Annotated in this window: 22 protein-coding genes; 9 read left to right on the forward strand and 13 right to left on the reverse strand. The window is 33.3% G+C overall.

Annotation, left to right across the window (positions count from 1 at the left end):
- The first annotated feature begins 91 nt into the window (after positions 1–91).
- A complete protein-coding gene (locus AC1Q5Z_RS11840) occupies positions 92–1,339 on the forward strand; it encodes an ABC transporter permease (protein ID WP_343587836.1) in 1,248 nt (415 codons plus the stop codon).
- Positions 1,340–1,429: 90 nt separating this feature from the next.
- Entirely contained in the window at positions 1,430–2,317 is an 888-nt protein-coding gene (locus tag AC1Q5Z_RS11845) for a cupin-like domain-containing protein (RefSeq protein ID WP_343587838.1), read from the forward strand.
- A 221-nt stretch (positions 2,318–2,538) separates the two neighbouring features.
- On the opposite strand, the gene accD is transcribed toward AC1Q5Z_RS11845, so the two are convergent.
- The 3 genes from accD to tamL form a co-directional block, all read right to left on the reverse strand.
- Positions 2,539–3,393, reverse strand: coding sequence for an acetyl-CoA carboxylase, carboxyltransferase subunit beta (gene accD, locus AC1Q5Z_RS11850; RefSeq protein ID WP_111367748.1), 855 nt, complete (start codon positions 3,391–3,393; stop codon positions 2,539–2,541).
- Positions 3,394–3,499: 106 nt separating this feature from the next.
- Positions 3,500–4,567, reverse strand: a complete 1,068-nt coding sequence (fbaA, locus tag AC1Q5Z_RS11855; RefSeq protein WP_012023542.1) for a class II fructose-bisphosphate aldolase — start codon at positions 4,565–4,567, stop codon at positions 3,500–3,502.
- A gap of 60 nt (positions 4,568–4,627) precedes the next feature.
- A complete protein-coding gene (gene tamL / locus AC1Q5Z_RS11860) occupies positions 4,628–7,201 on the reverse strand; it encodes a translocation and assembly module lipoprotein TamL (RefSeq protein WP_343587841.1) in 2,574 nt (857 codons plus the stop codon).
- A 37-nt stretch (positions 7,202–7,238) separates the two neighbouring features.
- Here tamL and AC1Q5Z_RS11865 point away from each other — a divergent pair, with 37 nt between their 5' ends.
- Positions 7,239–7,967 (forward strand): RNA methyltransferase, encoded by a 729-nt coding sequence (locus AC1Q5Z_RS11865; protein ID WP_343587843.1) that lies wholly within the window; start codon positions 7,239–7,241, stop codon positions 7,965–7,967.
- Between the two features lie 9 nt (positions 7,968–7,976).
- Here the strand turns inward: AC1Q5Z_RS11865 and porT are convergent, their stop codons facing one another.
- The 4 genes from porT to AC1Q5Z_RS11885 form a co-directional block, all read right to left on the reverse strand.
- Positions 7,977–8,687, reverse strand: coding sequence for a type IX secretion/gliding motility protein PorT/SprT (gene porT, locus AC1Q5Z_RS11870; RefSeq protein ID WP_198854653.1), 711 nt, complete (start codon positions 8,685–8,687; stop codon positions 7,977–7,979).
- 1 nt (position 8,688) lies between these two features.
- Complete coding sequence (gene ubiE / locus AC1Q5Z_RS11875) at positions 8,689–9,420, reverse strand: bifunctional demethylmenaquinone methyltransferase/2-methoxy-6-polyprenyl-1,4-benzoquinol methylase UbiE (RefSeq protein ID WP_198854652.1); 732 nt, start codon at positions 9,418–9,420, stop codon at positions 8,689–8,691.
- Between the two features lie 576 nt (positions 9,421–9,996).
- Positions 9,997–10,479, reverse strand: a complete 483-nt coding sequence (locus AC1Q5Z_RS11880; RefSeq protein ID WP_278019680.1) for a dihydrofolate reductase — start codon at positions 10,477–10,479, stop codon at positions 9,997–9,999.
- A gap of 11 nt (positions 10,480–10,490) precedes the next feature.
- On the reverse strand, positions 10,491–10,835 hold the full coding sequence (locus AC1Q5Z_RS11885; protein WP_111288290.1) for a 2TM domain-containing protein: 345 nt from the start codon (positions 10,833–10,835) through the stop codon (positions 10,491–10,493).
- A 239-nt stretch (positions 10,836–11,074) separates the two neighbouring features.
- Here AC1Q5Z_RS11885 and AC1Q5Z_RS11890 point away from each other — a divergent pair, with 239 nt between their 5' ends.
- A complete protein-coding gene (locus AC1Q5Z_RS11890) occupies positions 11,075–11,371 on the forward strand; it encodes an isoamylase early set domain-containing protein (protein WP_198854650.1) in 297 nt (98 codons plus the stop codon).
- Between the two features lie 32 nt (positions 11,372–11,403).
- On the opposite strand, the gene AC1Q5Z_RS11895 is transcribed toward AC1Q5Z_RS11890, so the two are convergent.
- From AC1Q5Z_RS11895 to AC1Q5Z_RS11910, 4 genes are all read right to left on the reverse strand, one after another.
- Complete coding sequence (locus AC1Q5Z_RS11895; RefSeq protein ID WP_343587849.1) at positions 11,404–12,255, reverse strand: thymidylate synthase; 852 nt, start codon at positions 12,253–12,255, stop codon at positions 11,404–11,406.
- 92 nt (positions 12,256–12,347) lie between these two features.
- Positions 12,348–12,971 carry a bifunctional nuclease family protein gene (locus tag AC1Q5Z_RS11900; RefSeq protein WP_008466556.1) on the reverse strand — a complete coding sequence of 208 codons (624 nt, stop codon included), beginning with the start codon at positions 12,969–12,971 and terminating at the stop codon, positions 12,348–12,350.
- A 165-nt stretch (positions 12,972–13,136) separates the two neighbouring features.
- Entirely contained in the window at positions 13,137–14,105 is a 969-nt protein-coding gene (locus tag AC1Q5Z_RS11905) for an electron transfer flavoprotein subunit alpha/FixB family protein (protein WP_343587852.1), read from the reverse strand.
- An 87-nt stretch (positions 14,106–14,192) separates the two neighbouring features.
- Positions 14,193–14,939 (reverse strand): electron transfer flavoprotein subunit beta/FixA family protein, encoded by a 747-nt coding sequence (locus AC1Q5Z_RS11910; RefSeq protein ID WP_281634704.1) that lies wholly within the window; start codon positions 14,937–14,939, stop codon positions 14,193–14,195.
- Positions 14,940–15,442: 503 nt separating this feature from the next.
- Between AC1Q5Z_RS11910 and AC1Q5Z_RS11915 the strand changes: the two genes are divergently transcribed.
- The 5 genes from AC1Q5Z_RS11915 (at position 15,443) to AC1Q5Z_RS11935 (ending at position 23,124) form a co-directional block, all read left to right on the forward strand.
- Complete coding sequence (locus AC1Q5Z_RS11915; protein ID WP_008466560.1) at positions 15,443–16,420, forward strand: pyruvate dehydrogenase complex E1 component subunit beta; 978 nt, start codon at positions 15,443–15,445, stop codon at positions 16,418–16,420.
- Positions 16,421–16,490: 70 nt separating this feature from the next.
- On the forward strand, positions 16,491–18,992 hold the full coding sequence (locus tag AC1Q5Z_RS11920) for a DUF5686 and carboxypeptidase-like regulatory domain-containing protein (RefSeq protein ID WP_343587856.1): 2,502 nt from the start codon (positions 16,491–16,493) through the stop codon (positions 18,990–18,992).
- Positions 18,993–19,249: 257 nt separating this feature from the next.
- Complete coding sequence (locus AC1Q5Z_RS11925) at positions 19,250–19,849, forward strand: DNA-3-methyladenine glycosylase family protein (protein ID WP_492444970.1); 600 nt, start codon at positions 19,250–19,252, stop codon at positions 19,847–19,849.
- A 111-nt stretch (positions 19,850–19,960) separates the two neighbouring features.
- Positions 19,961–20,491, forward strand: coding sequence for an inorganic diphosphatase (locus tag AC1Q5Z_RS11930; protein WP_111379450.1), 531 nt, complete (start codon positions 19,961–19,963; stop codon positions 20,489–20,491).
- 113 nt (positions 20,492–20,604) lie between these two features.
- Positions 20,605–23,124 (forward strand): sodium-translocating pyrophosphatase, encoded by a 2,520-nt coding sequence (locus tag AC1Q5Z_RS11935; protein WP_343587860.1) that lies wholly within the window; start codon positions 20,605–20,607, stop codon positions 23,122–23,124.
- 101 nt (positions 23,125–23,225) lie between these two features.
- Here the strand turns inward: AC1Q5Z_RS11935 and AC1Q5Z_RS11940 are convergent, their stop codons facing one another.
- Positions 23,226–23,840 carry a deoxynucleoside kinase gene (locus AC1Q5Z_RS11940; RefSeq protein WP_111367772.1) on the reverse strand — a complete coding sequence of 205 codons (615 nt, stop codon included), beginning with the start codon at positions 23,838–23,840 and terminating at the stop codon, positions 23,226–23,228.
- Positions 23,840–24,643 carry a hypothetical protein gene (locus AC1Q5Z_RS11945; RefSeq protein ID WP_492444973.1) on the reverse strand — a complete coding sequence of 268 codons (804 nt, stop codon included), beginning with the start codon at positions 24,641–24,643 and terminating at the stop codon, positions 23,840–23,842. Before AC1Q5Z_RS11945 ends, AC1Q5Z_RS11940 begins: the two co-directional genes overlap by 1 nt.
- Positions 24,644–24,684 lie beyond the last annotated feature (41 nt).

Here is a 24,684-nt window from a genome sequence, read left to right on the forward strand (position 1 = left end):
TGCTAAAAAAATCTACTGATGAGTAAGTTAACTTTTATTAGGTTATTGAATTTAAATTATTGAATTTTACTTTATTGAAAAATACAAAAATATGATCGTTTATCTGAGATTATTAAAGGAAAGTCTGAGCTTTGCCATCAATGCTTTGCGAAATAATAAATTACGCACTTTATTATCGCTATTAGGTGTAACAATCGGTATTTTTTCGATTATCGCTGTTTTGGCTGCCGTTGACTCTTTAGACAAAAAAATCTCAAAAGATTTGAGCAGTTTAGATAAAAATACAATTTATTTAATGAAATATTGCTTTGGGCCGTCTGAAATTCCACAATGGAAGAGAGAACAGTTTCCAAATGTGAAATATGACGAGTATATCGGATTGAAAAATTCAATGAATGATACCGATCAAGTCGGATACCAGCTTTTTGTAAATAGAGAAAGTTTAAAATACGATTCTAAAACTGTTAGCGATGTAAATATTATTCCGTCGTCAAGCGAAATGGTCGATATAGACGGATTGAGTTTTGATAAAGGAAGGTTTTACAATGAATCTGAATCAAATTCGGGAACTCCCGTTATTGTTCTAGGATATGATATAGCTGATGGACTTTTTGGTTCTAGCGATCCAATAGGAAAAAATATTCGTTTATATGGACAGCGATTTACTGTAATTGGCGTAATGGCTAAACAAGGAGCTGGATTCTTTGGAGACAGTAATGATACTTCGGTTTATCTTCCAGCAAATTTTTTAAGAAGAATGTACGGAGATAGTGATTCTATGACGCCAGTAATTGTTTTAAAACCTGTAAAAGGCGTAGATATGGATGCTTATAAAGCAGAAATAGCTCAAAAACTTAGAGCAATACGCGGAATGAAAGCGGGAGAAATGGATAATTTCTTTATTAATGTACTTTCTGGATTTACTGATTTTATTGATGGAATTTTGGGGCAGATGAATTTTGTGGGCTGGATCATCAGCGGATTTTCTCTTCTTGTTGGTGGTTTCGGAATTGCAAATATTATGTTTGTTTCGGTTAAAGAAAGAACAAATCTTATCGGAATTCAGAAATCTCTAGGAGCAAAAAATAAATTTATCTTATTCCAGTTTTTGTTTGAAGCCGTTATTTTGTCTGTTATTGGTGGAATAATTGGTCTTTTGATGGTTTGGGGAATTGCTTTTGCTCTGACAAAACTGCTAGATTTTGAATTTGTTTTAAGTTTAGGAAATATTCTTTTAGGAACCGGTTTGGCTGCTTTTATTGGTCTGGTTTCTGGAATTCTTCCTGCTATTTCAGCGGCAAATTTAGATCCTGTAGAAGCCATTCGAACAGGAATGTAAAATATTGTTTTTGTGTTATTTAATTGTAAATTTTGTTGAGTGGGAATAATTAGATACATTTGATAGACAACAAATTAAAACACAAGATAAATGAGCTTTAATCTTAAATCTGTTGATGCTGTTGAGTCGATTTCTAAGGAAGATTTTAAAAAGAATTACCTAGATAAAAGAAAACCTTTAATCATAAAGGGACTTACAAAAGATTGGCCGGCAAGAGAAAAATGGTCAACAGAGTATTTCAAGCAGATTGCTGGAGATATAGAGGTTAAACTTGTAGATAATTCAAAGGCAGATCCAAAAAAAGTAATCAATGCTTCGATTGCGAGCATGAAATTTGGAGAATATCTGGATTTGATAAAGCGTGAACCAACCCAATTGCGTATTTTTTTCTTCAATCTTTTCAAGCACAGACCCGAATTAATTGACGATGTAAAAGTTCCCAAAGAATTAATGGGCGGTTTTATAGAAAGCATGCCTGCTATGTTTTTTGGCGGTTCTAAGGCAATTACTTTTTTGCATTATGATATCGATTTGCCACATCTTTTTCACACTCATTTCGGCGGAAGAAAGCATATTATCTTATTTGATAACAAATGGAAGAAAAGACTTTACTGTCTTCCAAATACCACTTATGCATTAGAAGATTATGATGTTGCTAATCCCGATTTTGAAAAATTTCCAGCGTTGAAAGGAGTAGAAGGCTATGAAGTTTTTCTCGAGCATGGAGATACTTTATTCATGCCAACAGGAATGTGGCACTGGATGCGTTATATAGATGGTTCTTTTTCTCTAACACTTCGCGCATGGGATCAATCTGTTTCTAGAAAAATAGCCAGCGTTTGGAGTTTATTTATGCATGGAGCTGTAGATAGTGCTATAAAAGTAGTTTTTAGAGAACGTTATGCAATTTGGCGTGAAAAATTAGTCTTTAAAATCGCTGAGAAGGAATTGAAGAAGGATTTGAAAAAGGCTAGTTAATAGTAGGATTTTTACAAGTCTTCCTGCAAGGTTTTCAAAACCTTGTAGGTTTAACTTAAGATTTTAATTTAGAAAAAATATTCTGCATCAAATTAATACCTACAAGGTTTTGAAAACCTTGCAGAAAATGATTAAATATACTTATATAATTTATTTGGTTTAAAAACAAAAAATCCCAAGAAGCAATTTTCTTGGGATTTCTATTTTAAGTAGTTTTAAAACTATCTAATATCATTGTTTTGAATCAAATCGATATATAAGTTGATCTTATCTTTCAATTCTTTTCTTGGCGTGATAAAGTCTAAGAAACCGTGCTCTAATAAGAACTCAGCAGTTTGGAAACCTTCTGGTAAATCTTTTCCTGTAGTATCGCGAACAACACGAGGACCAGCAAAACCAATCAAAGCGCCTGGTTCAGAGATATTGATGTCTCCTAACATTGCGTAAGATGCAGTTGTTCCTCCAGTTGTTGGATCTGTACAAAGAGAGATGTAAGGTAATTTAGCTTCAGCTAATTGAGCCAGTTTTACAGAAGTTTTTGCTAATTGCATTAAAGAATAAGCAGCTTCCATCATACGAGCCCCACCAGATTTAGAAATCATTACAAAAGGAAGTTTGTTTTTGATAGCGTGATCAATACCTCTTGCGATTTTCTCACCAACAACCGCTCCCATAGACCCACCGATAAAAGCGAAATCCATACAGCAGATTACAAGTTCTCTTCCTTTAGATTTTCCTACTCCCGTGCGTACAGCGTCTTTTAAGTGAGTTTTTTCCATTACGTCTTTCAATCTGTCTGCATATTTCTTTGTGTCAACAAAGTGCAAAGGATCTTTAGAAGTCATGTTTTTGTCTAACTCAACAAATTCGTTGTTGTCGAATAAAATTTCAAAATAGGTTGCGCTTCCAATTCGAACGTGAAAATCATCTTCAGGGCTTACGAATAAATTTCTCGCTAATTCGTCAGCATCAATAATTTTTCCAGTAGGAGATTTGTACCACAATCCTTTCGGAACGTCCATCTTGTCTTCTGTCGCGGTCGTAATCCCTTTTTCTTGTCTTTTAAACCAAGCCATTTTTTTAATTTTAGAATGTAGATTTAGATTTTAGATTTTTAATCTGATTCAGAAATTAGATTTCAGGCTTTTAGAAGTCTGAAATCTAAAATCAGAAATCTAAAATTTAAAGCGTGTTTACGTTATTTAAATCAGCAAAAGCTTGTTCCAATCTTGCGTTGAATGTAACTTCACTTTCACGTACCCATCTTCTTGGGTCATAATATTTTTTGTTTGGAGCATCTGGACCTTCTGGGTTTCCAATTTGAGATTTCAAATAGTCAAGGTTTTTAACCATGTAATCACGGATTCCTTCAGTGTATGCAAATTGTAAATCTGTATCGATGTTCATTTTGATAACTCCGTAGCTAATTCCTTCTCTGATTTCTTCAAGTGTAGAACCTGAACCTCCGTGGAATACGAAATCTACTGGATTGTGTCCTGTGTTGAATTTGTTTTGTACGAAATCTTGAGAATTTTTTAAGATTTTTGGAGTTAATTTTACGTTTCCTGGTTTGTAAACACCGTGAACGTTTCCGAAAGCAGCAGCAATTGTAAATTTAGGGCTTACTTTAGATAATTCTTCGTAAGCGTAAGCTACTTCTTCTGGTTGAGTATATAATTTTGAGCTGTCAACATCAGAGTTATCAACACCATCTTCTTCACCACCTGTAATACCAAGCTCGATTTCTAGTGTCATACCCATTTTGCTCATTCTAGCTAAGTATTCTTTACAGATTTCGATGTTTTCTTCGATTGGCTCTTCAGACAAATCGATCATGTGAGAGCTGAATAATGGTTTTCCTGTTTCTGCGAAATGTTTTTCAGAAGCATCTAATAAACCATCAATCCAAGGTAAAAGTTTTTTTGCACAGTGGTCAGTGTGTAAGATTACAGTTGCACCGTAAGCTTCTGCCAAAGTATGAATATGTTTTGCTCCTGCGATTCCTCCCGCGATTGCTGCTTTTTCACCTGCATTTGATAATCCTTTTCCAGCGTTGAATTGAGCTCCTCCGTTAGAAAATTGAATGATAACTGGCGCGTTTAGTTTCGCTGCAGTTTCAAGAACTCCATTAATTGTGCTAGATCCAGTAACGTTTACTGCTGGAAGAGCAAAACCCTTCTCTTTCGCATAATTAAAGATCTCTTGTACTTGATCTCCTGTAGCTACTCCTGGTTTAATGTTATGTGCCATTGTAATTTTTTTTATAGTTGTTTTTAGTTTTTAGGTTGCAAAAATAAGAATTAATTAGCATTAGAACGGATAATTTATACCAAAATTTAAAACTGAGTGTCCAAAATTATATTCTTTAAACCATCGATCTCCCTTCTCATGCGCCGGATTATAAGTCTTAAAGCCTAAATCTAAACGAATAACAAAAAAGCTTAAATCGTATCTTAAACCAAATCCTGTACCCAAAGCAATTTCTTCTAAATCGTTTAAGTTGTCAAATTTTGCTTTAGAATCTGTAACATTATCGAGGACATTCCAGATATTTCCGGCATCTGCAAACAATGCTCCCTTTACATCTCCAAAAAGTTTGAAACGAAATTCGGCACTGGCTGCAAGTTTCATATTGGCCTCATTAAAGTCGTTTACAGCATTTGTGCTTCCTGGTCCTAAAGCATAAGGTTGCCAAGCACGATTATCATTAGAGCCTCCACCATAATAACTTCGTGAAAACGGAATATAATTTGAGTTTCCAAACGGAATAGCAATTCCAAAGAAGCTTCTAACGGCTAAAACTTTTTCTTTTCCAAAATCCCAGTGCTTGATATAATCAAACTCTGTTTTAACGTATTCTGAATATTCTAGGTTGAAAATCTCATAGTTTCCTTTCGAATTTTTTTGAAGATTTCCAATTTCAGAAACCAGAGTCAATAAAGTTCCAGCTGATTCTATTTTTGTTCTAAATTGATAGAAGTTGTTATCTGCTAAATCTTTTTTAGTTGTTTTGGTAAAAGAAAAACTTGTTGCTAGAATGAAATCATTTTCAGTCAAACGAATTCGTCTTTCTTCTATACTTGAAACTTCCTGGTATTGTGCGTCACTTGGTGTTAAAGCAGTTTTGTTTGTTAAAACATCATTAGTAAATCCTGTTGTTCCTTTAGGTATAGTTAGATCTTTTCTTGCTTGTTCTTCTGTAGTTTCTCCCCAGTTGTCAGGGTTGACATTGTAGTCTTTTCCAATACCGTTCAAATCATCATAAGAAGATGTATATACATTAAAGTAATTCCCTGGATTTAAGTTTCGAACAAACTGTGCGTTCAATAATTCTAGTTTTGCAGTATTATGACGTTTTGGGCTCCAATTATATGAGATACCTCCTGTGAAGTTTTCTTTATCCAAGCCTATATTTCGCTGTTTGGAAAAACCAGATGATATAGAAGTGTACGGAATCATACTTTTTGGAATGATTTTCTCGGTTCCAAAAGGCAGTAAAATTCTCGGAAAATTCAATTTCATATCCAAACCATATTCCGAAACGTTAAAGAAATTATTGTTCGGATTAGCCATATCTCTAGATGAACCAATATTTAAACGAGCTGAAATTTCAAGGGTCTCTGCTCGATTAAATACATTTCGAATCGTTTCAGAAACACTGGCTCCAATTCCGAAATCTTGAATGTTAGAGTGTGTTACGTCAAGAGTAGTTCCAAAACTGTATTTTTTTCTCGGAGTCAAATAAACATTAGCAATAAGAGATTGTGCTGTAGAATCTCTCTTGTCTACTTCGTACTGAATAGAAGGATAATTGAAAATCCTTAAATTGTTTAAAGAACGAGAAGAAAGAGTTGTTCTAAAATCGGCAAACGTACTTCCTTTTGTAATAAAAATAGCATCAGTAATGGCGCGCGGTCTATATTTTAACCCTTTGTAACTGTAAAGGTTAAAGTTGTTGTAACTTACGCTATCTGTTGGTTTTTTCTTAGCATTGGCAGCAGAATAATCGGTGTAGATATTTACATCACTAATCTTATATAATTTAAAAGGCTCGGTACGGCTTGAATCTTTTTCCTGAATATTATTGTTATTAATAATTAAGGTGACATCGGCTTTTGCTTTTTTGCCAATCGTGTCAATGTCAAAAGTTACATAAGTAGGTTGAAAATAATAAGCTCCGTGATTTCTAAAGTAAGTTGTAATACGGTTTTTCTCTTCTTCAAAATCTGTAGTTTTGTACTGATTTCCAGATTTTAATAGGGAAGGCTCATTATTAGTTCTATATAATGAGTCTAGTGCAGGAGTCATTATTTTGGTTCTAATAGTATCCAATTTATAAGCAGGTCCTGTTGTAATATTGTAATTAATTGCGGCTCTTTTTATACCAACAGTATCAATTGTATAGCCTGTTTGAACATTGAAAAAACCATTGTTAAAATAGTAGTATTTTAAACGTAATAATGATTTTTTGGTTTTTGAAGTGTCAATTATTACAGGTGGTTCGCCAGTGTTTTTTAGAAATTCATGAATTCCTTTATAATAAAAAGATTGCCCAAGACGATCTACTTGTTTTGCAGAAAAAATTTTAGACATACGCTCATACTTTCCAGGATTGTTTTTAAATTTTGCCTGATAAGTAGAATCTGGATTTAAATTGGCTAAATTGTATAAATTTAATCGAAGCTTATAACCTAATAATTTACCATTTGGTTTTTGGTACATTTGGTTTGAAGCTGTTTCGTCACTTGTCGATTTTCCGTTAACTAGAATATTATTTTTTACAAGAAGGTTTTTTCCATCGGGAACTCTTTTTACGGCATTACAAGCGCAAATTAATATTGCAATTAGAAGAAATGCTATTATTTTTGTGGAATTATTTTTCAAGTGTTTTTTAATATTTAATTCAAAAGTACATTATTTTATGGTTAGTAAAAACCAAATAAAGCTTATCTCTAGTTTGCATCAAAAAAAGCAGCGTTTTGCCAATCAATTATTCTTTGCTGAAGGAGTAAAAGTAATTCAAGAATTGCTGCAATCCAATTTTGAATTAGAACATTTATACACCACATTGAATGATTTTGAAACGGTTCAAGCTTCAAAACGAACACTTATTAATGAACAAGAACTGAAAAAAATAAGTGCTTTGTCGACTCCAAATTCTTGTTTGGCGGTTTTTAAAATTCCAGCCGAAAAGAAGGCAATCGATTCAGGCTTGATTTTGGCGCTAGACGATATTAGAGACCCAGGAAATCTAGGAACTATTTTGCGTCTATGCGATTGGTTTGGTATTAAGCAGATTGTCTGTTCTAAAGAAACGGTAGATATTTATAACCCGAAAGTCGTACAAGCTACCATGGGATCAATTACCAGAGTAAATGTAAGCTATGTTGATTTAAAACTTTTTCTTGCTCAAACTAAACTGCCAGTTTTTGGAACTTTTATGGACGGAGAAAATATTTATCAATCCAAATTGCCTCAAGAAGGAATCATTATTATGGGTAATGAAGCCAACGGAATTTCTGGAGAAATTGAAAAAATAATAACTAATCGTCTAACAATTCCTAGATTTGGAGAGCTTCAAAAAACGGAAAGTTTAAATGTAGCTACTGCAACAGCAATTATTCTTAGTGAATTTAAACGAAATAGTTGATATTTTGTTTTAATGAAAAGTGAAATTTATTAAAATAGCTCTAGATTTCATCGAATCGATATTTCCAGTCCAAGGGCTGTCTGGAGTTTTATCTCTAATAAGTTCATCTGTTATGCCGAACATTCCTCTAACAGAAGGAGAAAAAATAAAGTATTCGGTAAAAATATCAATCCCTAAACCTAACTCATAAGCAGCAGTCCATTGTTTTACTCTGAATTTTTGCTCAAAGTTATCGTCTTGAGATTTAGCATTGCTAGATAAATTTAAAGTTGTAGACATACCGCCAACTAAATACGGACGTATATTTCCTGTACGCAAGGCAGAAAATTTCAATAATAAAGGGAAGTGAATATAAGTACTATTTACTTCTCTTAAATAGTCGGTCTCTTTGTTGCTTATTCCAGGAAAATATAAATCTCGTTTAGTATAATACAAACCAGGTTCAAAACGCAGGTTGATATATTCCTGAAGTCTTAAATCGGCTACAACACCAACATTAAAACCAGTAGTTTTTTTAACCTGAATGTCTTGCTGTACAGGAGTTTTGTAGTCAAATTTAAAGTCGAAACTATTAAAACCTAGATAATAGCCAAAGTAGATGCGCTGCTTTTGCCAGTTTTCAAGATTAATGATAGGATCTTTGCTAAACATATTTTTAGCAAATTGAGAATGTCCTTTTGTCGTTAAGACCAATAAAAATAAGATTACAACTTTTTTCATACTATTTTTTAGATGCAGAATAAATTGTTGCGACACCAAAAGTTTGGGGCATTGCCACAACATCTATAAACCCAGTTTTTCTTAAAATATTGTTTAAGGCTTCACCATAAGGAAAAGCTGCCGCCGATTCGGATAAATAACCATAGGCATCATTATCTTTAGAAAATAATTTTCCGATTAGAGGAAGTATATTTTTACTGTAAAAATTATAACCTTGTTTATAAGGGAATTTATTTGGAACAGAAGTTTCTAATATAACAAATACTCCGTTTGGTTTTAAAACTCTTAAAATTTCTGCAAAACCTTTTTCTAAGTTTTCAAAATTTCTCACACCAAAGCCAACAGTAATAGCATCAAAATAATTGTCTTCAAATGGCATGTTTTCAGAATCTCCCAAAACTAGTTCAATAACATTAGAAAGCTTTTTTTCTTCAACTTTCTTTTTTCCAACTTCCAGCATTCCGGCAGAAATATCAAGACCAACAATTTTCTCAGCATTAGTTTGTGCCATCAAAATTGCTAAATCGCCAGTTCCTGTTGCAATATCCAAAATGACTTTTGGTTTTTTGTCTGATACGATCTTTAATACTTTTTTGCGCCATTTAACATCAATTCCAAATGAAATTACACGATTCAAATTATCGTAATTCCCAGAAATGGTATCAAACATTTGGGTTACTTGCTCTTTTTTACCTAAGGTAGAGTCTTTATACGGAGTTACTTTTTCAGACATTTTTTTTATTTAGGCAAATATAAACAATCTAGTTTAACTGTAATTGAGTTTTTTAATTTGTAAAATAAATGTTTTGCAGAGTTTGTTTTAGAACAGATTTACAGGCTGTTTTGGCATCCCTAAATTTAGGGATTTTGCCAAAATCCCTAAAACGCGGTATTGTACAATCACGGTATTATGAGCAACTTTGTTCAAGTAAAAATGATTAAAGTTTAATGATTGATAAAGTTGCTATAACTTAAACAAGTGGTTACTTTTTTGCGCTGGTAATTCATTTGTTCTTGAAAGAGTTTGTAAAGTATTGTTCTTGGGGGGAAATACTATATTTAAGTGCAAAGTACGTTCTTAGGATTAAATTTGTTTTTGGAAATTTTAATTTTCTGCCTTTAATATCTTAGTGGTATTTGTTATTAAAGGCCTTTGGGATTTAGGTCCCAATAACATTAAATGTTATTCAGTTTTACAAATGTTTCTCGACATTTGTGATTTTTTTTTAAACAAAATTTTTCTTGAGCGAGTTAGGCTTCAAAATCAATTATTTAAAAACATCCTCCCTTAAAAGAGGATGTTTTTTATTTATTTTCTAATGTAAGTTTCATAGGTGTAATCATAAAGATGCTTTTCATCTTTATAATTTTCTTCAGATTCGACTAAAATCCATTCATTTTTATTGATTTTCGGAAAAAAAGCATCTGCATCAAACGAATGATGAACTTTTGTTAATTCAATAATATCGGTAAACGGAAGAGCAAGATTATAAATTTCTCCACCGCCAATAACATAACTATCATCATTTTCAGGACATAGCGCAATTGCCTTTTCAATGCTGTCTACTACAATACATCCTTCTGGGTTGTAATTTTCTTGACGAGAAATTACAATATGAACGCGATCTGGTAACGGTTTTGGAAAACTTTCAAAAGTTTTTCTTCCCATAATGATATGATGACCAGTAGTAAGCGATTTAAATCTTTTAAAATCATTTGGCAAATGCCATACTAATTCGTTGTTTTTTCCAAGCGCATTATTTTCGGCTGCAGCCGCTATCATTATAATCATGGTATGCTTAACTAAATTTTATTTTCATTCTCTTCATTAATAGAAGATTCTAGCTGACTGATTCTTTTTTGCTGTAAAGCAACTAATCGGTCAATTTGTTCTCTTTCCCATTTCTTATTCATAAAACGGTCCGTTATATATACCTTTATAAAATGTAGAATAAAAAGGAAAAGCCAAATTGTAATACCCCAAATACACCAATTTTGTGTTGTGCCCTCTCCAAATCCAAAAAATTTATTGGCAATAAATAAAAATAAACTTCCAAGCAGGAAAAGAACAAAATGAAAATATAAGACCTTTTTTTGTCTTAATCGGCGTCTAGCGTATTCGTATTGTTCGTGTACTTCTTTTTCCATAAGATAAAAATGAGATTATAAAGTTAAAATTTATTTTCGAAAGTCAATATTTTGAATATGGAATATTTGCCTTTTGCAGATATAAGAATTTGAAAAACAAAATTTTAACCACTTTAAATTGCAGATAAAGCGAAAATATTAAGCTGTTTTTGGTATTATCATAAATCGCTTCTGAAGGTAGTTAGTGTTTCATTGAATTTAATTAATTTTAGATGTATAAATCTAAAAACGAAATAGTTATGTCTTTAAAGAAACAATTTGTGAAAACGAAACCCGTATGTAAAGTGACGTTTTCAATAGATGCTAAAGATGCAAATTCGGCAGCTGTTGTTGGAGATTTCAATAATTGGAATGCTGAAGAAGGAACTCTGAGTAAATTGAAAAATGGAACTTTTAAAGCAACTTATGACTTGGTTAAAGATGCTATTTATGAATTTAAGTATCTGATTGACGGAAATTATGTAAATGATCCAGAAGCCGATTCTTATAAATGGAATGATTACGCTGGAAGTGAAAACAGTGTTTTAGTTGTATAAAAAAATCCGCTATTAAAGCGGATTTTTGTTTTTTATACTGCAACACTTCCTTTAATGGCAGGGTGTGGATCGTAATCTACAAGTGTGAAATCATTAAAATCAAAATCAAAAATGTTTTTAATCTCAGGATTTAAAATCATTTTTGGTAATGGTTTTGGTTCACGTGTCAATTGCAATTCCAATTGCTCAAAATGATTATTGTAAATATGTGCGTCACCAAAAGTGTGAATAAATTCGCCTGGCTCTAAATCGCATACTTGTGCAATCATCATAGTTAGCAATGCATAAGAAGCAATGTTAAAAGGAACTCCTAAAAAGATATCGGCACTTCGCTGATACAATTGGCAAGATAATTTTCCTTTTGTTTCTCCTTTTTCAGGATCTGGACTTGCTACATAAAATTGGAAAAAAGCATGACAAGGAGGCAAAGCTGCTTTGTTATTGGCTACATTTTCCTCAAAAGATTTTTTAGTATCTGGCAAAACCGATGGGTTCCATGCAGAAACCAACATTCTTCTGCTATTCGGATTTGTTTTTAATTCTTTAATTAATTCAGAAATCTGATCTATTTCTTCACTATTCCAATTACGCCATTGATGACCGTAAACAGGTCCTAAATCGCCATTAGAATCTGCCCATTCATCCCAAATTTTGACTCCATTTTCTTGAAGGTATTTTACGTTTGTATCGCCTTTTAAAAACCAAAGCAATTCGTAAATGATCGATTTCAAATGAAGTTTTTTTGTTGTAACCATTGGGAAGCCCTCACTTAAATCAAAACGCATTTGGTAACCGAAAACACTTTTTGTTCCAGTTCCAGTTCGGTCTCCTTTTTGATTGCCGTTTTCTAAAACGTGTTTTACTAAATCTAAGTATTGCTTCATCTTTGTTTAATCGTTTAATCGTGGATCTGTTTAATTGTAAATTTGTTTAATCGATTTAACGAATAAACGGTTTAACGATTAAACATTAAAATTTATCTTCTAGAGATTTCGTCTCTAATTTTTGCTGCTTTTTCGTAATCTTCCTGAGAAACGGCTTGATCTAAAAGCTCGTTTAGTTCTTGTAAACTATGTTTTGCGTAAACGTCTCCAGATTGGTTGCTTTCTTCTTCGTGTCCAAAAGTTTCAGGATTGGAAAGAACATCATCAATTTCTTGAGCGCCAGAATCTGTTTCTGCAGTATTCGATTTTAGATAAATTCCTGCTTTGTCTAAAATGTTTTTGTAAGTAAAAATAGGAGCATTGAAACGTAATGCTAAGGCAATAGCATCAGAGGTTCTAGCATCTATAATCTCTTCGATTTTGTCTCTTTCGCAAATTAAACTTGAATAAAAAACACCGTCAACTAATTTGTGAATGATAACTTGCTTAACTACAATGTCAAATCTTTCAGCAAAATTCTTGAATAAATCGTGTGTTAATGGACGTGGCGGTTTTATTTCTTTCTCTAAAGCAATAGCGATTGACTGGGCTTCAAAAGCACCAATAACAATAGGTAGTTTTCTTTCGCCATCCACTTCATTCAAAATTAAGGCATAAGCGCCATTTTGAGTTTGACTGTATGAAATTCCTTTTATGGATAATTTTACTAGACTCATATATGTTTGTAAAAAAGGCACTTAGGACCTTATTTTAATACTGTTTTGGTTTAAAAAATAAAGCTGCAATTTTAATCAAAAAATATGGAACAAAAAAGCTGCCTATAAACAAAGATACAACATCTTGTTTTTAGGCAGCAATATTTTTAAAGAGAATTCTTTGTGTTAAGAGTGCTGAGCTTTAAAAGCTTTTAATTTCTCTGTTAATTGTGGTACAATTTCAAAAGCATCTCCAACTACACCATAATCAGCCACTTTAAAGAAAGGAGCTTCAGGATCGTTATTGATAACTACTTTTACTTTAGAAGAGTTAATACCAGCAATGTGTTGGATAGCTCCAGAAATACCGATAGCAATATATAAGTTTGTTGCAACTGGTTTTCCTGTTTGCCCAACGTGTTCGCTGTGAGGTCTCCATCCTAAATCAGAAACTGGTTTAGAACAAGCCGTTGCGGCACCAAGAACAGCAGCAAGATCTTCTACTAATCCCCAGTTTTCTGGACCTTTTAGTCCGCGTCCGCCAGAAACTACGATATCTGCATCAGCAATAGAAACTTTTCCAGAAACTTTTTCTACAGATTCTACTTTTACACCAAAATCATTGTCTCCAATTGTTGGATTGAAATCTTCTGCTGCAGCCGCTCCTGCGCTTTCAAAAAGACCGTAAGAGTTTTTAGCTAAACCAAGAACTTTTACATCTGTACTGATTTCTGTAATATTGAAAGCTTTGTTTGAGAAAGCATTTCTTTTTACTTGGAAAGGAGAAGTGCTAACTGGCAACCCAACTACATTTGAAGCGAAACCAGCATTTAAAGTTACCGCAACTAGTGGAGAAAGGTAAATACTGTCTGTTGTAGAAGAAAGCAATACTACTTTTGTTCCTTCTTTCTCAGCAGCTTGTTTGATAACATCAGCGTAAGCTTTTGCATTAAAACCAGCTAATTTATCATTGCTTACTTTTAAAACTTTATCAACTCCATATTTGCCTAACTCGCTTACGTCGCTGATGTTTACTGTTAAAGCAGTAACAGTTGTTCCTAATGATTCGGCTACTTTCTTAGCATAAGAAGCTAATTCGAAAGCAACTTTTTTAAATTTTCCTTCTGCAGATTCTGCATATATTAATATTGACATAATTTTTTTTGTTTAAAGTTTAAAGTTTAAGGTTTCAAGTTCATAAACTGAGACTGAAAACAGAGACTGAAAACTGATTACTGAATACTAGATTACCTTCGCTTCGTTGTGTAATAAATTGATTAACTCATCTAAATTATCTGCAGAAACTAATTTCACTGCTGATTTTGGAGCTGGTTTTTCAAATTTCACTGCTTTTGTATTTACAGCTGCATCAACTGGCTCAAGGATAGTTAAAGCTTTTGTTCTTGCAGTCATAATTCCTCTCATGTTCGGGATACGTAAATCTTTTTCCTCAACAAGACCTTTTTGTCCTCCAATAATTAATGGAAGAGTAGTGCTTACTGTTTCTTTTCCACCGTCAATTTCACGTACTGCTTTTACATTGTTTCCATCAACTGTTAAAGCTGTACAAGAGTTTAAGAAGTTAGAACCTAAAATTCCTGCGATCATTCCAGGAACCATTCCTCCGTTGTAATCCAAAGATTCTTTTCCAGCAATTACAAGATCATAACCTCCGTTTTTAATAACTTCTGCTAATTGCTTAGCAACAAAAAATCCGTCAGTTGGATTTGCATTCACACGAATTGCTTCGTTTGCACCAATTGCTAATGCTTTACGCAAAGTTGGTTCAGTATCAGGACCTCCAACGTTTACAACCGTTACATTTGCACCTTGTTGCTCTTGGAACCAGATAGCGCGTGTAAGACCAAATTCGTCGTTAGGGTTAATTACATATTGTACTCCATTAGTGTCAAATTCTGAGTCACCGTTGGTAAAGTTAATTTTTGAAGTAGTATCAGGCACATGGCTGATGCAAACTAGTATTTTCATAAGTATATATTTTGAATTTATAATATGCTTTTACAAATTTAGAATTTAATTTGGAATAATTATACTATGCATGCATAATATTTTTTAAAACTATTACGATTTCGCAGATTGTTCAGTTTTGAATGATTTTCATCGGAATCTAAAAATAAAATAATACTCATTTTGTCTGATTGTTAGGAATTTTGCAATAACTGATAGTTGAGGAACAGATTAATTTTTGTCTGATAAATACTAATTTTTGGTTTTTTACGTTATTATGAGTGAATTTGAAGAAAATAAGAATTAAACAAATGAATAAAAGTTTGTCTAAAAAAATATTCTGGAATAGATTAAGTGTGAATTGTACGTTATTATATCGATTTCGTTAATATCACAATAAAGTTTAAAAAGTTAAAACCAGAGAACAGATAGAAGTTCATGCGATTTTAAATTCAATTTTTGCATTTAAGTTATTTAAAATATTTATTTTTGCTTTTCAGAAAATTCAACATACAATATAAAATATGAGAACAATACAATTTAGAGAGGCCATTTGTGAAGCAATGAGCGAAGAAATGCGTCGCGATGAATCCATATATTTAATGGGAGAAGAGGTTGCAGAATACAATGGAGCTTACAAAGCTTCTAAAGGAATGCTTGCTGAGTTTGGTGAAAAAAGAGTAATCGATACTCCAATTGCTGAACTTGGATTTTCAGGAATTGCAGTAGGTTCTGCAATGAACGGAAACCGCCCTATTGTAGAATATATGACATTCAACTTCTGTTTAGTTGGTATTGATCAAATTATAAATAACGCTGCTAAAATGCGTCAAATGACAGGAGGACAGTTTAATGTGCCTATCGTTTTCCGTGGACCAACAGCTTCTGCTGGTCAATTAGGAGCTACTCACTCACAAGCTTTAGAAAACTGGTTTGCTAATACTCCAGGTTTAAAAGTTGTTGTTCCTTCAACTCCTTATGATGCAAAAGGACTTTTAAAATCAGCTATCCGTGATAACGATCCAGTTATTTTCATGGAATCTGAGCAAATGTACGGAGACAAAGGTGAAGTGCCAGACGGAGAATATACAATTCCTCTAGGTGTTGCTGATGTTAAACGTGAAGGAACAGATGTAACTATCGTTTCATTCGGAAAAATCATCAAAGAAGCTTTTATTGCTGCTGATGAATTAGCAAAAGAAGGTATTTCTTGTGAGATTATCGATTTAAGAACAGTTCGTCCAATGGATAAAGATGCGATCTTAAAATCGGTTAAAAAAACAAACCGTTTAGTAATTCTTGAAGAAGCTTGGCCAGTTGCCAGCCTTTCTTCTGAAATCTCTTATATCGTTCAAGAACAAGCATTCGACTTCCTTGATGCGCCAATTCAACGTATTACAACAGCAGATACTCCTGCACCTTATTCTCCAGTACTGCTTAAAGACTGGTTGCCAAATGCAGGTGATGTAGTAAAAGCAGTTAAAAAAGTATTATATAAATAATACAAATACAAAATACTCATAAAACTTCATCAGACAAACATGGATTGGTGAAGTTTTTTTTTACTTTATAATGAACAAATTAACTCTACTTCTCTTATATATTGTATTTGCATTTGCGAATGTTGTTACTGCACAAACCAAAGTGAGTGGAGTTGTTTTGGACAAATCGAATCAGCCAATACCTTTTGCAAATGTAGTTTTTAAAGGTTCTAATATTGGGATTGTTTCCAATGAAGACGGTCGTTTTTATTTAGAATCACCAAATACTTATACCGCACTTTTGGTTACTTCAGCAGGATTTTCAGATAAAGAAGTTCCTTTAGACAAAGCAGTTAATTATAATTTTAAAATTATTTTGTTCGAAGAGCAAGTGCTTAACGAAGTTGTAATTTATACTGGAAAAACTTCTAAGAAGAATAATCCGGCATTGGATATTTTGCGAAAAATCTGGGAAAGAAAACGTAAAAACGGATTATACCTGTTTAATCAATATCAAATGCAGAAGTATGAAAAAGTGGAATTTGACATGAACACTATTGATAGTGCCTTCATGAAGAATAAGCTTTTTAAAGGAATGGAGTTTATCTTTAATCACGTTGATACTTCAGATGTTACTGGAAAAACCTATTTACCGATTTTTATCAACGAATCGGTTTATGATGTTTACGGAGATAATAAGTTAAAAAAGGTAAAAGAAAATCTTACCGGAAATAAAATGTCTGGTTTCAATGGAAATCAGCAGATTTTATCTTTCGTTAAAGACCTTTATTCTGACTATAATATTTATGACAATCACCTGAAATTCTTTGATAAGAGTTTTACAAGTCCGCTTTCAAGAACAGGAATCGATGTCTATAATTATGTTTTAAAAGACAGTGCTTTTATAGACAAAAAATGGTGCTACAATATTGTTTTTTATCCTAGACGTAAAAACGAATTAACTTTTAAGGGAGATTTTTGGGTTAACGATACCACTTTTGCGATCAAGAAAATTAATATGGGTGTGACGAAAAGCGCCAATATTAACTGGGTAAAAGATATTTATATTGAACAGGAATTTGAAGTAGAAAATGATTCAGTTTTCCTTTTGACACGTGATTACATGATGTCTGATTTTGCTTTAAATAAAAAAGAAAAATCAAAAGGAGTTTATGGTAAAAGAACCACTTTATACCGCAATCATAAATTCAACATTCAGAAGCCAGAGAAGTTTTATAAAGAAGAAGTCAATTTTATTGATAATGCCGTTTACGAACGACCGCCTGAGTTCTGGGAAGAAAATCGTTTCGAAAAGCTAAATAAAGACGAGCAGGGAATTTATAAAATGCTTGATACACTGCAGACCGTCAAGCGATTTAAGCAGCTGTATAACTTGGTCTCTATTTTAGGAAGTGGTTACATCGAATTTAAAAACTTCGATTACGGACCAATATTTTCAACTTTTGGATATAACGAAGTCGAAGGTTTGAGATTGAGAGTAGGAGGAAGAACCTATTTTGGACCAAATGATCCATGGCGTCTTCAAGCTTATACCGCTTACGGATTTGATGATAATAAATTCAAATACGGAGTTTCCGGAAAATGGATGGTTGACAAGAAAAACCGAGTTATCATTTCTGGAGGAAACAGGCGTGACATCGAGCAGATTGGTGCCAGTTTAACCACTACAAATGACGTTTTAGGACGAAGTTTTGCCTCTTCGGCATTGTTTACGACTGGAAGTAATGGGAAATTGACCAATATTAATTTGAGTAACATTTCTGTAGAAATGGAGCCTAAAAAGAATTTTATTGTCTCGGCAGGACTTTCATATCGAACATTAGAATCGGCATCGAAGACCTTTAGTTTAGATTATTATACAACTTTACCAACTGCAGCAAATCCAGCAGGAGTTGTTGAAAGTATGGTAAAACAATCTGAGGCCAATATTCAGTTTGAGTTTATGCCAAACAGAAAAACGATTGGTTATGGTGTAGAAAGGAGTTTAGTTGATAGTCCTTTTAGCCATTTCTTCGTGAATTTCAGTTACGGATTAAAAGGAGTTTTCGATAGTGATTTTGCGTACGAAAAAATTCAAGTTTTCTATAGACAGCCAATTATTATCGGGCCTTTAGGAAGAACAAATATTACAATCGAAACAGGAAAAACTTTTGGTACAATTCCGTTAGGTTTGATGAGTGTAATTCCGGGTAACCAGACTTATTTTACAATCGAAAATACATTCAGTAACTTGAATTTCTATGAATTCGTTACAGATCAATATACAACCTTGCAGTGGAATCATGATTTTGGCGGAAGATTGTTTGCCAGAATTCCATTTATGAGAAAACTGAACTGGAGAGAGTTTATTGGAATTAGAGCCGTTCACGGAACTATTTCTGATGCCAATCGCGCCATCAATGCTTCAGGATTGCCTTATAACGCTCCTGAAAAAGTATACTGGGAATATAATGCAGGAATTGGAAATATCTTTAAAGTTTTCCGTCTTGATTTCTCTTGGAGAGGAAATTATCTAGATATGCCAGATGCACATAAATTTGCAATTAAAGGATCTTTCGGGTTTTATTTCTAATTGTTTTTTGGTGCAAAGGCTCAAAGTTACAAAGTCGCAAAGGTTTTAAATCTTTGCGACTTTTTTTATCTAATATTTTTTTTCACGCAGATTTTGCGGATTTGAGCTGATAAACGCAGATTATAATTGTTTTAGATTGAAAAAATAAATTTGCTTAAATCCGCAAAATCTGTGTGAAAAAAACTTAGTGACTTGGCGTCTTTACGAGAACTAATTTCATTTTTCTTATTTTTGATTTACTTTCGAAATCTAACACCATGCAAGAAGCCATCGATTTTTTAACCAATAAAAATCCTGTATTTCTAGAAATTATTGAAAAATACGGATTGCCTCCAATTCCAAGACGTCCTCCTGGATTTGAAACTTTGGTTTTATTAATACTTGAACAGCAAGTTTCTATAGATTCGGCGAAGGCCACATTTTTAAAAATCAAAGCTTACAAAACTTGCAATCCCGAAAATATGGCTGTTTTGACCGATGAGGAATTTAGAAATTTGGGAGTAAGTCGCCAGAAAACAAAATACATTAAGATTTTAGCGGAAGCGGTTTTAAACAAAGAATTAGATATCGAAAGTTTAGCTTCAAAATCAGCAAAACAAGTTCGCGAAGAGCTCATTAAACTAAAAGGAATAGGCAATTGGACAATTGATATTTATCTAATGTTTTGTTTAGAAGAACCCGATTTAATTCCTCTTGGCGATATAGCAGTAATAAATACGATTAAAGAATTGCTAGATATTCATGACAAACAAGAAATGGAAATTCACGCAGAAGAGTGGAGTCCGTATCGATCTTATGCAACTTATTTACTTTGGCATTATTATTTAAAGAAGAGAAATCGAAGTATTACCTATTAAATGCTTGTTTTTTAAACTTTAATGCGCATAATTTAACCTTGTTTTTTATTGTAAAACTAGATTCTTTAGTTATTTTTGCAACCGAAATTATAGAAACATTAAAAAACGAAAATGACCGCAGACAAATTAACGACTTTCGATGTGTTAATCGAAATACCACGAGGAAGCAGAAATAAATATGAGTACGATTTTGAAATTAAAAGAATGCGTTTTGACAGAATGTTATTCTCTTCAATGATGTACCCAGCTGATTACGGATTTATTCCAGAAACTTTAGCTTTAGATGGTGATCCTCTTGACGTATTAGTTTTGGTAAACGAACCAACTTTTCCTGGATGTGTTATGGAAGTGAAACCAATTGGTGTATTCCACATGGCAGATGATAAGGGACCAGACGAGAAAATTATTTGTGTACCAGTTTCAGATCCAATCTGGAATTCATTAAACGATCTTTCTGATATTAACGCTCACTTATTAAAAGAAATCGAGCACTTTTTCCAAGTTTACAAAGACCTTGAAAATAAAAAAGTAGATGTAGAAGGATGGGGAGACGTAAAAGAAGCTTACGACATTATCGCTGAGTGTACAAAACGTTTTGATGACATTGAAAATAAACCGGCTGGATTATTTAGCATTAAATAATTTTAACCTTATTCTATTATAAAAAAAGCAATACTGCCGTCAGGAGTATTGCTTTTTTGTTTAAATTCGTTTCAGTTAGATTGTTGACTATTAACCAAAACCATTAATATATTATGAATGCATTTATGATTTACCTGCCAATTATAATGGCAGTTTTAGGATTACTTTTCATGGGAATAAAAAGGACTTGGGTTTTAAAACAAGACGCTGGAGACGGTAAGATGAAAGAGATTTCAGATTACATTTACGAAGGAGCCTTAGCCTTTCTAAAAGCCGAATATAAACTATTAACCATCTTTGTAATTATTGCCAGTTTAGCTTTGGCAGGAATTACTTTTATTCCAGGAGTAAAAACACATTTATTAATCGTAATTGCTTTTATTTTTGGTGCATTCTTTTCTGCTTTAGCAGGAAATATGGGAATGAAAATCGCAACAAAAACAAACGTTAGAACTACACAGGCGGCTCGTACAAGTTTACCGCAAGCTCTAAAAGTTTCTTTTGGCGGTGGAACCGTAATGGGATTAGGCGTTGCCGGATTAGCCGTTTTAGGTTTGACATCATTTTTCATCATTTTCTTTCATTTATTCTCTGGTGGAGTTTGGAAAGATACAGATACAATGACAGTTGTTTTAGAGACATTAGCGGGATTTTCGCTTGGTGCAGAATCAATCGCTTTGTTTGCCAGAGTTGGTGGTGGAATCTACACAAAAGCAGCCGATGTTGGAGCAGATTTAGTTGGGAAAGTTGAAGCTGGAATTCCAGAAGATGATCCTCGTAATCCAGCTACAATTGCAGATAACGTAGGAGATAACGTGGGAGACGTTGCAGGTATGGGAGCCGATTTATTTGGTTCTTATGTAGCAACTGTTTTGGCTGCAATGGTTCTTGGAAACTATGTGATAAAAGATATGGGTGGAAGTATCAATGATGCTTTTGGCGGAATTGGACCTATCTTACTTCCGATGGCAATTGCCGGTTTCGGAATTTTATTTTCAATTATCGGAACAACTTTAGTAAAAATCTCAGATGACAATGCTAAAGAAGCACAAGTACAGAAAGCATTAAATATAGGGAACTGGGTTTCTATTGTTTTAACCGCTGTGGCTTGTTTCTTCTTAGTACAGCACATGCTTCCTGAAACAATGCAAATGACTTTCTTTGGAGAAGGTTCTAAAGCGATTTCATCAATGCGTGTTTTCTACGCTACATTAGTCGGATTAGTTGTAGGTGGCGCTATTTCATCAGTAACAGAATATTATACAGGATTAGGAACAAAACCAGTTATGGCAATTGTTCAAAAATCATCTACAGGAGCGGGAACAAACGTAATTGCAGGTTTGGCAACCGGAATGATTTCTACTTTCCCAACCGTATTATTGTTTGCGGTGGCAATTTGGATTTCGTATGCTTTAGCAGGATTCTATGGAGTAGCTTTAGCAGCTTCTGCAATGATGGCTACAACAGCAATGCAATTGGCAATCGATGCTTTCGGACCAATTTCTGATAATGCTGGAGGAATCGCAGAAATGAGCGAATTACCAAAAGAAGTTCGTACAAGAACAGATATTTTAGATTCAGTTGGAAACACAACTGCAGCAACAGGAAAAGGATTTGCAATTGCTTCTGCAGCCTTAACTTCATTGGCTTTATTTGCTGCGTATGTAACTTTTACAGGAATCGACGGAATTAATATTTTTAAAGCGCCAGTTTTAGCGATGTTATTTGTTGGTGGAATGATTCCGGTAGTTTTCTCTGCTTTAGCAATGAATTCTGTTGGAAAAGCAGCAATGGATATGGTGTATGAAGTTCGTCGCCAGTTCAAAGAAATTGCTGGTATTATGGAAGGAACAGGAAAACCAGAATACGGAAAATGTGTTGAAATTTCTACAAAAGCAGCATTAAGAGAAATGATGCTTCCAGGGATTTTAACGATTGGTTTCCCAATTTTAATTGTTCTTTTAGGAAAATTAGTTTACTCAGACAACAATCAGTTAATTGCTGAAATGTTAGGAGGATATATGGCAGGAGTTACGGTTTCTGGAGTGCTTTGGGCAGTTTTCCAAAACAATGCTGGAGGTGCTTGGGATAATGCTAAGAAATCTTTTGAAGCAGGAGTTATGATCAACGGAGAAATGACTTATAAAGGTTCTGATGCACATAAAGCAGCGGTAACCGGAGATACAGTTGGAGATCCGTTTAAAGATACTTCTGGGCCATCAATGAATATTTTAATCAAATTAACTTGCTTGATTGGATTGGTAATTGCTCCAATTTTAGGAGAAGGCCACGAATCATCAGATATCGCTGGAAAAGCTTCTTGCTGTGCTAAAACAGAAATGCATGCAGGAATGTCTAAATGTGGCGATATGTCTGGAATGACAAAAGAAGAATGTATTAAAATGTGTAAAGAAAAAGGTTGTTCTGAAGAAGAAACAGCAAAATGTCTGGCTCATTTTGATGCAAACGGAAAATATGCTCATACAGAAAGCCAATCGGTTCGTGTTGAGGTTAAAAATATTAACGGAAAAACTACGGGAACTGTTACTAAAACAGTAGACGGAAAAACAACAACTGAAGTTTTTGAAGGAACTGAAGAAGAAGTTTTAGCAAAAGTTGAAGCTGCAAAATAACAACTTTGTCAAAGTTTAAAACTTTGACAAAGTTTCTTAAAACAGAAAAAGCCTCTAAAATATTTTTAGAGGCTTTTCGTATTCGTATATAAACTATATTTTTAGAACAATCCGTTCAATTCAGCATCAATTTTATTAATGATATCTCCTAAATCCTCAGGATTGTCAACAAAATTAATGTTGTCAACGTCAATGATTAGTAATTTCCCTTTACTATAAGTCTGAATCCAAGCTTCGTATCTTTCGTTCAAACGGCTCAAATAATCTATAGAAATAGAGTTTTCATATTCGCGTCCGCGTTTGTGAATTTGCCCCACTAAATTAGGAATAGAACTTCTTAAATAAATCAACAAATCTGGAGCTTTAACTAAAGATTCCATTAATTCGAATAAAGACGTATAATTTTCAAAATCACGGCTTGTCATTAATCCCATTGCATATAAGTTGGGTGCGAAAATATGTGCATCTTCATAGATCGTTCTATCCTGAATAATCTTTTTTCCGCTTTCGCGAATTTGCTGCACTTGACGAAAACGGCTATTAAGGAAATAAATCTGAAGATTAAATGACCAACGTTCCATTTGATGGTAGAAATCATCTAGATACGGATTATCAACTACATCTTCATAATGAGGTTCCCATTTGAAATGTTTCGCCAATAATTTGGTCAAAGTAGTTTTTCCTGCGCCTATATTTCCTGCTATTGCTATGTGCATTACGGTGTTACGATTTTATAATTTGATATATCTGTAGCTGTAAAAATAGATAAAATTTGGTCTTTGTAATAAAAATTGTCAAAGCTTTTTTCTAAAATTTTAATCTCAGAAATTACATCTGAATTTACTTTGTTAAACCCTTTAAAGTACAATAAATTATCCTTACTGAAAAGATATTGCGAAGAATTAACAATGGCAATTTTATCAAAATCGGTTATTTTTCCTAACGAAGTGATTTTTCCGAAAATATCACAAGAGAACCAGTTGTTTTTCTTATCAATCCAATAAAAAGCATTAAAATCGGTTTGATAATATTGAATTGGTTCAGTCAACGGAATTGAAACCGTTTTATATTCATTTTTCAAATAATCAAATAGACCAATCTGCTGATTTAAAGTGTTGTAAATCCATAGTTGATTTTGTGTTGACATTCCGATTGCGCTTACTACAATTGGGGTTGTATTCTGCGAAAAGTTAATTTCAGTCATTTTATTTAATTGATTATCTAATAAGACAACGCTATTAAAATCTTCATAAAACAAAACAATTTTTAACGGATTCTGAAGATCAACTTTTGTGATTTTTCCCAAAGATACATTCTTGTATTCGAAAATTTCTTTTCCTTTAATTTTACTAAAAACGTTGTTTGTTATCTGATAAGAATACCCAAATGAATCATATCCTAAAAATTCATCTGAAGTATTTTTGTACTGCGAAATTAAGGTCGGATTTATTTTCAAATCCTGAGCCGAAAGCGCATGAAAAGTGCAGAAAAGAAGTATGGAGAATAAAATTTTTTGCACGGTTTTACAGATTAGAAAATTGATTTACAAGATTACCAAAT

This window comes from Flavobacterium sp. GW823-FHT06G12 (assembly GCF_058794775.1).